Annotated in this window: 11 protein-coding genes, 1 pseudogene and 1 riboswitch; of the genes and pseudogenes, 6 read left to right on the top strand and 6 right to left on the bottom strand. The window is 70.2% G+C overall.

The window, feature by feature from the left end:
• Window positions 1–142: 142 nt before the first annotated feature.
• A complete protein-coding gene (locus ACFYPA_RS08905; RefSeq protein ID WP_389130696.1) occupies window positions 143–1129 on the bottom strand; it encodes an alpha/beta fold hydrolase in 987 nt (328 codons plus the stop codon).
• A 163-nt stretch (window positions 1130–1292) separates the two neighbouring features.
• Window positions 1293–2648 (bottom strand): SGNH/GDSL hydrolase family protein, encoded by a 1356-nt coding sequence (locus ACFYPA_RS08900; protein ID WP_389130693.1) that lies wholly within the window; start codon window positions 2646–2648, stop codon window positions 1293–1295.
• Window positions 2649–2986: 338 nt separating this feature from the next.
• On the opposite strand from ACFYPA_RS08900, the pseudogene ACFYPA_RS08895 reads away from it, so the two are divergent.
• A pseudogene (locus tag ACFYPA_RS08895) lies at window positions 2987–3321 on the top strand (ATP-binding cassette domain-containing protein); the annotation flags it as partial.
• 78 nt (window positions 3322–3399) lie between these two features.
• Here ACFYPA_RS08895 and ACFYPA_RS08890 read toward each other — a convergent pair.
• The 4 genes from ACFYPA_RS08890 to gcvT all read right to left on the bottom strand — a co-directional run bounded on the left by ACFYPA_RS08890 (window position 3400) and on the right by gcvT (window position 7827).
• Window positions 3400–4782, bottom strand: coding sequence for an L-serine ammonia-lyase (locus ACFYPA_RS08890; protein ID WP_359314114.1), 1383 nt, complete (start codon window positions 4780–4782; stop codon window positions 3400–3402).
• 169 nt (window positions 4783–4951) lie between these two features.
• Window positions 4952–6211, bottom strand: coding sequence for a serine hydroxymethyltransferase (glyA, locus tag ACFYPA_RS08885; protein ID WP_359077337.1), 1260 nt, complete (start codon window positions 6209–6211; stop codon window positions 4952–4954).
• 18 nt (window positions 6212–6229) lie between these two features.
• Window positions 6230–6607 (bottom strand): glycine cleavage system protein GcvH, encoded by a 378-nt coding sequence (gene gcvH, locus ACFYPA_RS08880; protein WP_359077339.1) that lies wholly within the window; start codon window positions 6605–6607, stop codon window positions 6230–6232.
• Between the two features lie 101 nt (window positions 6608–6708).
• Window positions 6709–7827 carry a glycine cleavage system aminomethyltransferase GcvT gene (gene gcvT, locus ACFYPA_RS08875; RefSeq protein ID WP_359077341.1) on the bottom strand — a complete coding sequence of 373 codons (1119 nt, stop codon included), beginning with the start codon at window positions 7825–7827 and terminating at the stop codon, window positions 6709–6711.
• A 141-nt stretch (window positions 7828–7968) separates the two neighbouring features.
• Window positions 7969–8062: riboswitch (glycine riboswitch) on the bottom strand.
• 170 nt (window positions 8063–8232) lie between these two features.
• Between gcvT and ACFYPA_RS08870 the strand changes: the two genes are divergently transcribed.
• From ACFYPA_RS08870 to ACFYPA_RS08850, 5 genes are all read left to right on the top strand, one after another.
• Window positions 8233–8919, top strand: a complete 687-nt coding sequence (locus ACFYPA_RS08870; protein WP_389130689.1) for an AAA family ATPase — start codon at window positions 8233–8235, stop codon at window positions 8917–8919.
• 129 nt (window positions 8920–9048) lie between these two features.
• Window positions 9049–9819 carry an enhanced serine sensitivity protein SseB gene (locus ACFYPA_RS08865; RefSeq protein WP_359077344.1) on the top strand — a complete coding sequence of 257 codons (771 nt, stop codon included), beginning with the start codon at window positions 9049–9051 and terminating at the stop codon, window positions 9817–9819.
• A 172-nt stretch (window positions 9820–9991) separates the two neighbouring features.
• A complete protein-coding gene (locus tag ACFYPA_RS08860) occupies window positions 9992–10798 on the top strand; it encodes an enhanced serine sensitivity protein SseB C-terminal domain-containing protein (protein ID WP_359314107.1) in 807 nt (268 codons plus the stop codon).
• Between the two features lie 420 nt (window positions 10799–11218).
• Window positions 11219–12217 (top strand): ABC transporter permease, encoded by a 999-nt coding sequence (locus ACFYPA_RS08855; protein WP_359314104.1) that lies wholly within the window; start codon window positions 11219–11221, stop codon window positions 12215–12217.
• A 117-nt stretch (window positions 12218–12334) separates the two neighbouring features.
• Entirely contained in the window at window positions 12335–14053 is a 1719-nt protein-coding gene (locus ACFYPA_RS08850; protein WP_389131059.1) for an ABC transporter substrate-binding protein, read from the top strand.
• Window positions 14054–14110: the final 57 nt, after the last annotated feature.

The raw sequence follows: 14110 nt of genomic DNA, 5'->3' as shown, positions 1-14110 counted from the left end.
AGGAGGGAAGCCGCTTGTGACTGAAAATGTGTGTTCGCCATGAACAACTGCTCGGTTATGAGCAGTTGGGGCACTCCTGGGTGGGACGGGGCGGGAGACCGCGGCCACACTTCTGGCCGATTCGCCTCCGGCCGGGGCCGGTTCAGCCCGGCAGTGCGTCGAGCCAGTCCGTCAGGATCGAGTTGACCTCGTCGGGCCGCTCCTGCTGGATCCAGTGGCCGCAGCCGTCCAGGATGTGCGACGCGGCCAGGCCGGGCAGCGTCGTCGGATACGCGGCGATGGCGTCGGCCAGCCAGGTGGTGGAGGCGTCCAGGGAGCCGCCGAGGAAGAGCGAGGGCTGGCTGACGGGTGCGCCGTCGAAGTCGGCGAGGTCCTCCCAGTCCCGGTCCATGTTCCGGTAGCGATTGAGCGCGCCGCTCAGCCCCGTACGCTCGAACTCACCCGCGTAGAAGTCGAGTTCGGCCTCCCCGAGCCAGCTGGGACGGCCTGCGGGGAACCGTTCGCGGAGCGTCCCGCCACGGGTGGCGAAGTGCGGGTCCGGCGCGTCGGGTGCGGGCATGGTGTCGGCGGAGAGCGCGGCGTAGAAACCGGCGAGCCAGCCGCGGACGTCCGGTTCGATCTCGGTCTCCGCCCGCCCGGGCTCCTGGAACCGCGAGACGTAGAACTCCTCGTCCCCGCCCATCCCCGCGAAGACCTCGCTGGGGCGCGGACCACCGCGCGGGCTGTACGGCACGCTGAGCAGCCCGACCGCCCTGAAGACGTCCGGCCTGACGAGGGCGGAGTTCGCCGCGATCGTCGCCCCCCAGTCGTGGCCGACCACCACCGCGCTCCGCTCGCCGAGTGCGTGCACCACGGAGACGTTGTCCTCGACCAGTTCGAGCATGCGGTACGCGGCGACGTCCCCGGGCCGGGAGGAGCGACCGTAACCGCGCACGTCCACGGCGACCGCCCGGTATCCGGCGGCTGCCAGCGCAGGCAGTTGGTGGCGCCAGGAGTACCAGGACTCGGGGAACCCGTGCACCAGCAGCACCAGGGGCCCCGTGCCCTGCTCCACCAGGTGGATCCGGCCGGCCGGTGAGGGCACCAGACGGTGCGTGGGGTCGGGGGCGGAGTGGGGCTGTCGCGACATGTTTTCCTCCACGGCTGTCGGCCTGCGCGGGTCCGTACCGGGCGCCCGGCCCGGGCCATGAGCATCTGACGCCCGCAGGACCGCGTGCGAGTTCTGTTGCCGTATCGGCAAACGGACGGCCCGCGCACCCTTCGCGCGGGCGCGAGCCGTCCTTGCGCGCCGGTCAGTTGTAGCCGAAGCCCGCCGGAAGCGGGGACTGCCGGAACAGGCGGTCCGGGACGGCACCGGCCAGGGCGCGGTAGCCCGCCAGGTTCAGATGGAGATGGTCACCGACGTCCAGCGAGGGACGCAGCGCACGGGGGCTCTGCGGATCGCGGGCGGCCCGGTCGAAGTCGATCACCTCGTCGAAACGGCCGCTGGTGCGGATCCAGGTGTTGACGGACTGCCGGGCGCCCTCGCGGAAGCCGTCCGGGTCGTCGTACCCGGTGTTGCCGCCGAAGGGCGTCAGTGTCGCTCCGTACACCCGGATCCCCAGGGCGTGGGCCCGGGTGATGATCTGGTCGTACGCGGCGATGACGTCGTCCGCCGTCCGCTTCTGCGCGGCGGGCGTGGCGGCCGCCGTCCCGATGTCGTTGACGCCCTCGAAGACGATCAGCCGGTCGACGCCGCTCTGGGCCAGTACGTCCCGGTCCAGCCGGGCCAGCCCGTTCGGGCCCAGGCCGTCGTCGAGCAGGCGGTTCCCGCCGGCCGCCTGATTGACGACCGAGGTCCGCACCGGACCGGCGCCGGCGGCCAGTCGCTCCTGCAGCACGTCCGGCCAGCGGTCGTTCCCGTTGGTGGTGGACCCCCGGCCGTCGGTCAGGGAGTCGCCGAGCACGGCGGTCGCCGAGGTGGTGCTCCTGGACCAGGCCTCGACGCCGCTGAGGAAGTACCAGTGGTCGGTGGTGGTCGCCCCGGGGAGATCCGGGTCCTGGACGTGGTCTCCCGCCCGGAGGTACGAGGTCGTACGGGAACCGGGGTGGGAGGTGATGGCCGTGGACGCCTGCCCGGTGGCCAGGTAGACGGTCGCCGTCAGGTTGGAGCCGGGTGCGAGCCGGAAGTCCAGCGGATCGGAGACGGCTTGCGCCCCGGCCGGGACGGTCACCGAGGAAGCGCCCCCGAAGGTCACCCGGCGCGTGGTCCCCTCCCGGATGGCTCCCGTACCGGCCCGCCCGTCCAGCGGCAGCGCCACGGACACCTTCGTGAGGGGCAGCGCCGCACCGCCGAAGGCGTTGGAGAACCGCAGCCGGATGTGGTCACCGCCCGCCGAGACGTGGACGGTCTGCCGCAACGTCGTGTCCGTGAGGACCGAGTCCTCCTGGGTGAACGGGGCCGGCGGCATGTTGGACGGCTCGGTGAGCTGCGGCATCGATGTCCACGCGGCCACCCAGTGCGCGTCGCGTTCCTCGGGCCCGGGCGCGTGAGCCGTCCGCGCCGGTCTGGCGGTCTCTCCGGCACCGAGCGCGGGCGTGACGGCGGCGAGTGAGGTGAGGAGCGCCCCTGCGGTGATCAGGCTGATGAGCGACGATCTTCGGTTCATGGATGTGTTCCCTCTGTGCGGTGGGGAAACGGGATGACACGCAAAGCGTCCACGTACGCGGATGGCATCCCCATCCATGCGCCCGCCGGACCACGCGGCAGGCTAGTCCGTCCGATAGTTGCGGTCAATCATTCGAAATGTTTCGGTCTCTTCGTCGGCGGCCAGGGCGCCGACGCCTACGCGGAAAGACTCGGCGCATGGCCCGATCGTCCCGTGATGCATTCCGTATCGGGTGTCCGGACCGCCTGATTGTCGGCGCGGCCAGCCCTTTCCGGCGTGCCGGAAGACGCCCGGACGGCCCCGCCGCTCCGGTGGCCGCGCTCGACGGACACGACCTGGTGCTGCGCTACGGCGGCAAGCCGGTCGTCCACGGCGTCTCGGCCGCCCTGGAACCCGGCCGTGCGACAGCCCTCGTGGGGCCGAACGGCAGCGGGAAGTCCACGCTGCCGCGCGCGCTCTCCCGACTGCATCAGCTGAACGGCGGCCGGGTGACGCTCGGTGCCCCCGAGGGACAGGCCGAGCGTGACGCTGCCCTGCCCACCTCCGTGAGTGCGCCCGAGAGGTCACTCTGTTCTCCCGGTCGAGGCCCGCGCCCCAGGGGCTGACGGCCGCGGAGGTCGTGGCGTTCGGACGCCACCCCTGCCGGCGCGGCTTCGCCGGGCCGACCGCCGACCAGGACTTTCCGTCGCGTGTGCGGGGAAGGCCCTGGCAGCGCTGAGAGACACAAAAGCACTGGTCAGGGCCTACAGGCTCAGCACTCGATGATGTTCACCGCGAGCCCGCCCCGCGCGGTCTCCTTGTACTTGACGCTCATGTCGGCACCCGTCTCCTTCATGGTCTTGATGACCTTGTCGAGGGAGACCTTGTGGCTGCCGTCGCCGCGCAGGGCCATCTTCGCCGCGGTGACGGCCTTCACCGCCGCCATGCCGTTGCGCTCGATGCACGGGATCTGGACGAGGCCGCCGACCGGGTCGCAGGTCAGGCCCAGGTTGTGCTCCATGCCGATCTCGGCGGCGTTCTCGACCTGCTCCGGGGTACCGCCCAGGACCTCGGCCAGCGCGCCGGCGGCCATGGAGCAGGCGGAGCCCACCTCGCCCTGGCAGCCGACCTCGGCGCCGGAGATGGAGGCGTTCTCCTTGAACAGCATGCCGATGGCGCCGGCCGCCAGGAGGAAGCGGACGATGCTGTCGTCCTTCTCGGCCTCGGTCGCGCCGCCGGCCGCGAAGTTCATGTAGTAGTGCAGCACCGCCGGGATGATGCCGGCCGCCCCGTTGGTCGGGGCGGTGACGACGCGGCCGCCCGCGGCGTTCTCCTCGTTGACCGCCATCGCGTAGAGGGTGATCCACTCCATCGCGTGGGTCTGCGGGTCGCCCTCGGCGCGCAGCTGGCGGGCGGTGTTCGCCGCGCGGCGGCGGACCTTGAGGCCGCCGGGGAGGATGCCCTCGCGGGACATGCCGCGCGAGACGCACGCCTGCATGGCGCGCCAGATGTCCAGCAGGCCGGAGCGGATCTCGTCCTCGGTGCGCCAGGCGCGCTCGTTCTCCAGCATCAGGGAGGAGATCGACAGGCCCGTGTCCCCGGCGAGGCGCAGCAGCTCGTCGCCGGTGCGGAAGGGGTGCTTGAGGACGGTGTCGTCGAGGACGATCCGGTCCTCGCCCACCGCGTCCTCGTCGACGACGAAGCCGCCGCCGACCGAGTAGTACGTCTTCTCCAGGAGCGGGGCGCCCTCGTGGTCGTACGCGAAGACCGTCATGCCGTTGGCGTGGTACGGAAGCGCCTTGCGGCGGTGCAGGATCAGCTGCTCGTCGAAGTCGAAGGCGATCTCGTGCATGCCGAGGAGGTTGATCCGGCCGGTGGCGCGGATGGCGTCGACCCGGGCGTCCGCCGTTTCGACGTCGACGGTACGGGGGGACTCGCCCTCCAGGCCGAGCAGGACGGCCTTGGGGGTGCCGTGGCCGTGCCCGGTGGCACCGAGCGAGCCGAAGAGTTCGGCGCGTATCGAGGCGGTGTGGGCCAGCAGGCCCTCGTTCTTCAGCCGGCGCGCGAACATACGGGCCGCGCGCATGGGGCCGACCGTATGGGAGCTGGACGGGCCGATGCCGATCGAGAACAGGTCGAAGACCGAGATGGCCACGGGGTGACTCCTAAGGGGTTGGTAGACGCCGTTGTCTGCCGGGTGGTGCGGTACGGGCGGGGTGGGCCCGAAGAGCGAGGACAAGGGAGCGGGGGCAAGGGATGGGGCACCGCGCTCACTGTTCAGTGTGCGTGGTGCCCCGCCCGTATGTACAAATGCGCCGGTTCGACTACTTCACACCGGGGTAAAGCGGGAACTTCTCGGCGAGCGCGACGACGCGGGCCTTCAGGTCGTCCGCGTCGTAGGACGGCTTGAGGGCGGAGGCGATGATCTCGGCGACCTCGGTGAAGTCCTCCACCTGGAAACCGCGGGTGGCGAGCGCCGGCGTACCGATCCGCAGACCCGAGGTGACCATGGGCGGCCGCGGGTCGTTGGGGATGGCGTTGCGGTTGACCGTGATGCCCAGCTCGTGGAGCCGGTCCTCGGCCTGCTGACCGTCCAGCTCGGAGTTGCGCAGGTCCACCAGGACCAGGTGCACGTCCGTACCGCCGGACAGGACGGAGACGCCGACCTCGGTGACGTCCGCCTGCACCAGGCGCTCGGCCAGGATGCGGGCGCCGTCCAGGGTGCGCTGCTGGCGCTCCTTGAACTCCTCCGTCGCCGCGACCTTGAACGAGACCGCCTTGGCCGCGATCACGTGCTCCAGCGGGCCGCCCTGCTGACCCGGGAAGACCGCCGAGTTGATCTTCTTGGCGAGCTCCTGGGTGGAGAGGATCACGCCGCCGCGCGGACCGCCGAGGGTCTTGTGCGTGGTGGTCGTGACGACGTGGGCGTGCGGCACCGGGTTGGGGTGCAGGCCCGCGGCGACCAGACCGGCGAAGTGCGCCATGTCGACCATCAGGTACGCGCCGACCTCGTCCGCGATGCGGCGGAAGGCGGCGAAGTCCAGCTGGCGGGGGTAGGCGGACCAGCCGGCCACGATCAGCTGCGGCTTGGACTCCTTGGCGAGGCGCTCGACCTCGGCCATGTCCACGGTGCCGGTGTCGTCGACGTGGTACGGGACCACGTTGTAGAGCTTGCCGGAGAAGTTGATCTTCATGCCGTGGGTCAGGTGACCGCCGTGGGCCAGGTTCAGGCCCATGATCGTGTCGCCCGGCTTCAGCAGCGCGAACATCGCGGCGGCGTTGGCCTGCGCACCGGAGTGCGGCTGCACGTTCGCCGCCTCGGCGCCGAAGAGTGCCTTGATGCGGTCGATCGCGATCTGCTCGACCACGTCGACGTGCTCGCAGCCGCCGTAGTAGCGGCGGCCGGGGTAGCCCTCGGCGTACTTGTTGGTCAGGACGGAGCCCTGGGCCTCCATGACCGCGACGGGAGCGAAGTTCTCCGACGCGATCATCTCGAGGGTGGACTGCTGACGGTGGAGCTCGGCGTCGACAGCGGCGGCGACGTCCGGGTCCAGCTCGTGGAGGGAGGAGTTGAGAAGCGACATCAGGTGGTCCCTTGGGTCTCAGTTACCGGAGAACGCGGTGTACTCGTCGGCGGAGAGCAGGTCCTTCGGCTCCTCCGCGATACGTACCTTGAACAGCCAGCCGCCCTCGAACGGAGCGGAGTTCACCAGCGACGGGTCGTCCACGACGTCCTGGTTCGCGGCCGTGACCTCGCCGGTCACCGGCGAGTACAGGTCGCTGACCGACTTGGTCGACTCCAGCTCGCCGCAGGTCTCGCCCGCGGTCACCGTGTCGCCGACCGCGGGGAGCTGGACGTAGACGACGTCACCGAGCGCGTTGGCCGCGTGCTCCGTGATACCGATCGTGGCCACGCCGTCCTCGACGGCCGACAGCCACTCGTGCTCCTTGCTGTACCGCAGCTGCTGGGGGTTGCTCATGACCTGAATTCTCCTGTACGCGGGGGAGTGCTGATGAACGGTGGTCTTACGGTGTGAGACAGGACTGCGTCACGTACGCAGTACCGGATCCGCCTGCGGTGCTACTTCTGCCGCTTGTAGAACGGCAGGGCCACGACCTCGTACGGCTCGTGGCTGCCCCGGATGTCCACGGCGACGCCCGTGGTGCCGGGCGTGGCGTGGGCGGCGTCGACGTACGCCATGGCGATCGGCTTGCCGAGGGTGGGCGAGGGCGCGCCCGAGGTGACCTCGCCGATGACCTGGCCGTCCGCGACGACCGGGAAGCCGGCGCGCGGCACCCGGCGGCCCTCGGCCACCAGGCCGACGAGCTTGCGGGGCGGGGCGGTCTCGGCACGCTCGGCGGCGGCCTCCAGGGCCTTGCGGCCGACGAAGTCGCCCTCCTTCTCGAACTTCACGACCCGGCCCAGACCGGCGTCGAACGGCGTCAGCGCCGTCGTCAGCTCGTGCCCGTACAGCGGCATGCCCGCCTCCAGGCGCAGCGTGTCGCGGCAGGAGAGCCCGCACGGGATCAGGCCGCGGGAAGCACCGGCCTCGGTGAGGGCCTTCCACAGCTGCTCGGCGTGCTCGGGCGCGACGAACAGCTCGAAGCCGTCCTCGCCGGTGTAGCCGGTACGGGCGATGAGCGCGGGGACCCCGGCGACGGTGCCGGGCAGGCCGGCGTAGTACTTCAGGCCGTCCAGGTCGGCGTCGGTGACGGCGCCCAGGATGGCGGGGGACTCGGGGCCCTGGACGGCGAGCAGCGCGTACGCGTCGCGGTCGTCACGGACCTCGGCGTCGAAGCCCTCGGCGCGGGCGGTCAGCGCGTCCAGCACGATCTGCGCGTTGCCGGCGTTGGCGACGACCATGTACTCGGTCTCGCCGAGCCGGTAGACGATCAGGTCGTCCAGGATGCCCCCGTCCTCGGCGCAGATCATCGTGTAACGGGCACGGCCCACGGAGACGGTGCCGATGTTCCCGACGAGCGCGAAGTTCAGCAGTGCCAAGGCCTGGGGACCGGTGACGGTGATCTCGCCCATGTGCGAGAGGTCGAAGAGCCCGGCCTTCGTACGGACGGCGTTGTGCTCGTCGCGCTCACTTGCGTAGCGCAGCGGCATGTCCCAGCCGGCGAAGTCGGTCATGGTCGCGCCCAGCGAACGGTGCAGGGCGTCGAGGGCTGTGAGGCGGGGGGTGGTGGTGCTCATGGATAAGGCTCCCAGGGCATGACGACGAGGACGATCCCTCCCCATCTGTCATCGGAACCTGAGAGGTTCGCCGAGAGACCCCGCAGGGGTTCGGCTTGCACCTTGGGTGGAGCCGCAGGGCGGCTCGCTTTTCAGATCTGCCTCATCCACGCGGTACGGGGCCTGAGAGATTCAAGGGAGGATCTTGCTCCTTCGGCGCCCGGCACGGGGGCCGGGACTCTCCCGCGCGGATTCGAGCGGCCTTTATGCAGTTGACGGGGGTCATCATCGCACGCATTGCGGGAGAGTGGGGGGCCGGTGCCGATGCCGGTTTCCCACGGGTTCCGGCGGGTCGGAAGGTTGTGCCGCATTACCTTTTCTTTACACTTCTTGAGCAGGTGTGGGTCAGCCGACAGGGGGAGGGCGATGACGTTGCAGCGGTACGCGACGACCGCGGGGGTCGCGCACGGCGCACTGCCCGCGCAGCCGGGGGCGCCGGCCAGGGAGACGGTCGGCCCGCACGCCCCTGTCGTACGGGACCTGCGGGCGCGGGACGGACGCAGCCCGCGCAGCCTGCACTTCGCGGCGGGCGACGTGGTGGTCGTCTCCGGACTGCCCGGCAGCGGCAAGTCGACCCTCATCGCCCGGGCCGTCTCGGCGCACGCCATCGACTCCCAGGACACCAGGGACCGCTGGGCGGCCCTGCTGCCCCGCTTACTCCCGTACGCCTTCTACCGCCCGCTCGTCCGCGTCGCCCACTACGGGGGGCTGTGGCGCGTGCTGCGCTCCGGCGCCTCCGTCGTCGTCCACGACTGCGGCACCCAGGCATGGGTGCGCGGCTGGCTGGCCCGCGACGCCCGGCGCCGCGGCCGCACCCTGCACCTCGTGCTGCTCGACGTCACCCCGCAGGCGGCGCGCAAGGGCCAGCGCGAGCGCGGGCGCGGAGTGTCCGGATACGCGTTCGCCCGGCACCGCAGGGCCGTGGGGCGGCTGCTGCGCGACACCGAGTCGGGCCTGCTGCCGCTCGGGTGCGCCTCGGCGGTGCTGCTGGACCGGCAGGCGGCGGGGCTGCTGACGCGGATCACGTTCGCAGACGCACAGAGTGAGGCCTGAGGGCGGGCTGTCCGATGGCTGGACGTCCGCGTGCGGCCGGCGGCCGACCGGGGAAGCGGCGTTAACCTCTTGCTGCACGAGACCTGGTGTGAGGGCTTGCCGCACGACCTGGGGCGAGAGAGGGAGACAGTGGACATTCCGGCACCGGCCCGGACCCATCCGCAGGGCGGATGGCCGGCCAACGAGCTCGAAGAAGTGCTGAGCGCATCACTCGGCAGCCCCGAGGCGGGCGGCCGGCTGGTGGAGGTGCTCGGCCGCAGCCACCTCTGGGTGCCGCTGCCCAACGGCGGTTCGCCGGACGCCACCGACCTGGATCTGCCGACGCTGGAGGTCGAGGGCGCTGTGTACGTCCCCGTGTTCAGCTCCGAACAGCAGTTCCTCGCCTGTGTCGGCGCGCACATGTCGTTCACCGTGGCCCCCGCCCGCGAGTTCGCCCGGGGTCTGCCCCCGCAACTCGGCATCGCGGTGAATCCGGGCGGCGCGGTCGGCGTGCCGCTGCCGCCGCCCGCCGTCGCCGAACTCTGCCGGGCCGGCCGCACCCTGCTGGACGGACCGGCCGGCGGCGGCCGCGTCCGGCTGTACGAGCCGGACTGGCAGCAGGAACCCGTCGACTTCCTCTCCGCCGCGGCCGGGGAGTTCGAGGAGAGCGGCGTCGTGCTCAGTGCCCGGCGCGCCCTGGCCAGCATCGAGGGCGGCGACCCCGTCCTCTTCGTCGGCGTCGAGTTCTCCACCTGGGACGGAGCCGGGCGCAACGCCCCCATGGACGCCCTGGGGCGGGCACTGGGGCGCGTCGAGGTGCCGTGGCCGGTCAACCTGGTGCTGCTCGACGTCACGCAGGACCCCGTCGCCGACTGGATGCGCGCACGGGTGCGGCCCTTCTACCAGCGCGCCGCCGAGTAGCGCCGGGGCGACCGGCCGGGCGCCGGGGACCCACGGCCGCGGCCCACGGAGTCAAGTCGGTGTCAGGGCCGCCGCATAAGCTGGTTTGATGGCTGGTGCTCGGCACCGCGCCGCCCCGAGAGCCCCGGGAACGGCAGGCCGACACGTTGGATCGAAGAGGGGCGGGACCCAGGTGAGTGCGTCAGGCACCGCGGCGGCCGGGCAGGTCGAGCAGATGCTGCGACAGGTGACGCCCGGGCGCTACGACGCGTACGAGGCACTCCTCCAGGCGCTGGCGGCCGACCGGATCTGGATGCTGCTGTGGCACGGCCGGGCCGGCTCGCCCGACGCCCAGTACGGCAACATGGAGATCGACGGCCTGGGCTACGCCCCGTGCGTCACCTCCGCCCAGGAGCTCTCCGCCAGCGGCTGGAACCGGGACCACGAGGTCGTGGGCGGCCGTGACATCGCCCGCGCCCTGTTCCCCGACCGCTGGGGCATCTGGCTGAATCCGCACGCCCAGGGCGGCGGCGTGGGCATCCCCTGGCTGGACCTGCGCCGGATCGCCACCGGCCTGGACCGGATGCCCGCCGGTCCGCTGCGGATCAGCGACCCCGCCATCGAGATCCCGCAGTTCTACGCCCAGCTCACGCAGAACGCCCACCGCACCCCCGCGATCCGCTCGCTGCGCCGCGCCTGGGTCCAGCCCGCGCTCGGCGTCCCGTACCTCGCCATCGGTCTCGATCTGTACGACACGAGCGGCCCCTCCGTCGACGCCGTGCGGGCGATGATGCAGCAGTCCATCGGCGCGGTCCCGGAGGGCCTCCCGGTCTCCACGGTCGCGATGGCCGATGAGTACGACCCGGTCACGATGTGGCTGCGCGCCAACTCCCGGCCGTTCTACGACCGCGAGCCGCACGCCCCGGCCGGCCGTGGTGCCGCCGTCGCTCCCAGTTACGGCTACCCCCAGCCCCCCGGCCCCGCCCCGCGCGCCTACTAGGCCCTCCCGGGGTCCGGCCGCGTACCGGACAAACGACTCCCCGGCGGACAAGACATCCGTCGCGGTCACCCAAATAGCCACCCAATGACGCGCGTTGGGTGTCATGTCCGTTCTGGTGGATTAGCGGCCGAGTAGTCCGCTCACTCGATCAAGCTGTCCGGATAACGGAAGCTCACTGACCGCATCACGTTTGAGCAAACATTCCCCGTCAGGTCTGGCGGGTGATCGCAACGGCGTTGAAGACTCCCGGCTAGTGGGGATCGTCGGTCCCTTGTACGAGGTTGCACCGGCGGTCATTTCACAGACGCATTCATCGCACCGAAAACATCAGCCGCAGCATGCACCGCGGCTGACACGCGCCAGGCCGTCACCGCGGCGAGTAAGGGCCGGCCACCGCCGGCGGGAGGGGTCAGAGGCACTGTGACCGCACCGATCGAGACCACCGGTTCGGCTGCCGAGGCGCAGCCGGAGGCAGTACTCACGGGAGTCAAACAGAGCCAGATCGAAGGCCGTTCGCTCGGGCAGATCGCCTGGACGCGCTTCAAGCGCGACAAGGTGGCAGTGGCAGGCGGCATCGTTGTCATCCTGTTGATCCTGCTCGCCGTGCTCTCCAAGCCGATCCAGGCCGTCTTCGGACTGGACCCCAACGAGTTCCACCAGGACCTCATCGACCCCGCGCTGCTCGCGCCCAAGGGCGACTGGGGCGGCATCAGCTGGAGCCACCCGCTCGGCGTCGAGCCGCAGTACGGCCGCGACATCATGACCCGCATCATCGAGGGCTCCTGGGTGTCCCTGGTCGTCGCGGTCGGAGCCACCCTGCTCTCCGTGGTGATCGGCGTCTTCATGGGCGTGGTGTCGGGCTTCTACGGCGGCTGGGTGGACACCTTCATCAGCCGCATGATGGACACCTTCCTGGCGTTCCCGCTGCTGCTCTTCGCGATCTCCATCTCGGCGGCGCTGCAGGACGGCGCGTTCGGCCTGGAGGGGCTGCCGCTGCGGATCGCGGTCCTGATCTTCGTGATCGGCTTCTTCAGCTGGCCGTACATGGGCCGCATCGTCCGCGCCCAGACCATGAGCCTGCGCAATCGCGAATTCGTCGAAGCGGCACGGTCGTTGGGCGCCCGCGGACCCTTCATCCTCTTCCGGGAGCTGCTGCCGAACCTGGTGGCGCCCATCCTGGTCTACTCGACGCTGCTCATCCCCTCGAACATCCTCTTCGAGGCGGGTCTCAGCTATCTGGGTGTCGGTATCGCGCCGCCGCAGTCCTCCTGGGGCGGGATGCTCACCAACGCGATCGACTTCTACCAGAACGACCCGATGTACATGATCGTGCCGGGCGTGGCCATCTTCGTCACGGTGCTGGCGTTCAATCTGCTGGGAGACGGGCTGCGTGATGCGCTCGATCCTCGTAGCAAGTAGTGCCCGGGTGCTCGTCACAACGTCGTGCGACAAGCCACGGCAACCATCGATTGAGGGGGATTTCCTCAGGTGAAGACCAGAAAAACGACAGCGGTGGTCGCCACAGCTGTGGTCCTGATGCTCGGAGCGTCCGCGTGCAACGGCTCCAAGGACGACAACGGCGGCGGTAAGGGCGGCAACGGCGGTTCCGGTGCCACCGACGCCGCGCTGACCTCGATCGTCAACAAGTCGGACAAGAAGGGCGGGACTCTCAAGCTGGAGATGTCCGACGAGCCCGACTCGCTCGACCCCGGCAACACGTACTACGGCTGGGTGCAGAACTTCGCCCGCCTGTACGGCCGCACCCTGACGTCCTTCAAGCCGGCCGCCGGCAAGGACGGCCTGGAGGTCGTCCCGGACCTCGCCGAGGGCCTCGGCAAGTCGAGCCCGGACGCGAAGACCTGGACGTACACGCTGAAGAAGGGTCTCAAGTACGAGGACGGGACCCCGATCACCTCGAAGGACGTCAAGTACGCCGTCGAGCGCTCCAACTTCGCGCCGGAGGCCCTGTCCAACGGCCCGACGTACTTCAAGGCCCACCTCCTCGGTGGCGACAAGTACAAGGGTCCGTACAAGGACAAGAACCCGAACGGCATCGCGTCCATCGAGACGCCGGACGACCTCACGATCGTCTTCAAGCTGAAGGACGCCTTCGCGGACTTCGACTACCTGGCGACGTTCTCGCAGACGGCCCCCGTGCCGGCCGCGAAGGACAAGGGCGCCGACTACGTGAAGCACATCGTGTCCTCGGGCCCGTACAAGTTCGAGTCGTACGACGAGGGCCGCGGCGCGACCCTGGTCCGCAACACGAACTGGGACCCGAAGACCGACCCGATCCGCCCGGCCCTGCCGGACAAGGTGACGGTCCGCTTCAAGGTCAAGCAGGAGACGGTCGACAACAACCTGCTCTCCGACAACATCACGGTCGACGGTGCCGGCACCGGTGTCGCCCCGGCGACCCAGCCGAAGGTCCTCACCAAGGCCGACCTGAAGAAGCAGACCGACAACTCGTACGCGGGTGCCACCTCGTACGTCGGTCTGAACGTCAACGTCGCCCCGTTCGACAACATCCACTGCCGCAAGGCCGTGCAGTGGGGCATCGACAAGGCGTCGATCCAGGCCGCCCAGGGTGGCGACCCCAAGGGTGACGTCGCGACGACGCTGCTGCCGCCGACGGTCAACGGCTACGCGAAGTTCGACCTGTACGAGTCGGCCGGCCACAAGGGCGACGAGGCCAAGGCCAAGGACGAGCTGAAGCAGTGTGGCAAGCCGAACGGCTTCGACACCAAGATCTCGGCCCGTTCCGACCGCCCCGCCGAGATGGCCATGGTCACCGCGGTGCAGGCCTCGCTGAAGAAGATCGGCGTCAACGCCGAGATCAAGACCTTCCCGGCGGGCAAGTACTTCCAGAACTTCGCGGGCAACCCGAGCTACGTGCACGCGAACAAGCTCGGCATGATCATGAGCGCCTGGGGTGCCGACTGGCCGACCGGCTTCGGCTTCCTGGACCAGATCATCAACGGCTCGGCCATCAAGCCGTCCGGTGGTAACAACGTCCAGGAACTGAACGACCCGAAGATCAACAAGATGCTCAACGACGGCATCGCCAACACCGATGACGTCGCCCGCGCCAAGGCGTGGGGCGACATCGACAAGGCCGTCGCCGAAGGCGCGACCGCCGTGCCGCTGATCTACCGCAAGAACCTGCTGCTCCGCCCGGTGTCCGCGACGAACGTCACGGTCACCCAGGCCTACCTCGGCATGTACGACTACGTGCTGATGGGTTCCGCCAAGTAGGAACGGCCCCGCCTCCCGGGCCGCGCACGCGGCCCGGGAGGCGGCCTCCGGACCCCC

It is taken from the genome of Streptomyces sp. NPDC005775 (genome assembly GCF_042871565.1).
Lineage (GTDB): Bacteria > Actinomycetota > Actinomycetes > Streptomycetales > Streptomycetaceae > Streptomyces.
Note: the sequence above shows the minus strand (reverse complement) of the source record. Positions and strands in the feature narration are given on the sequence as shown.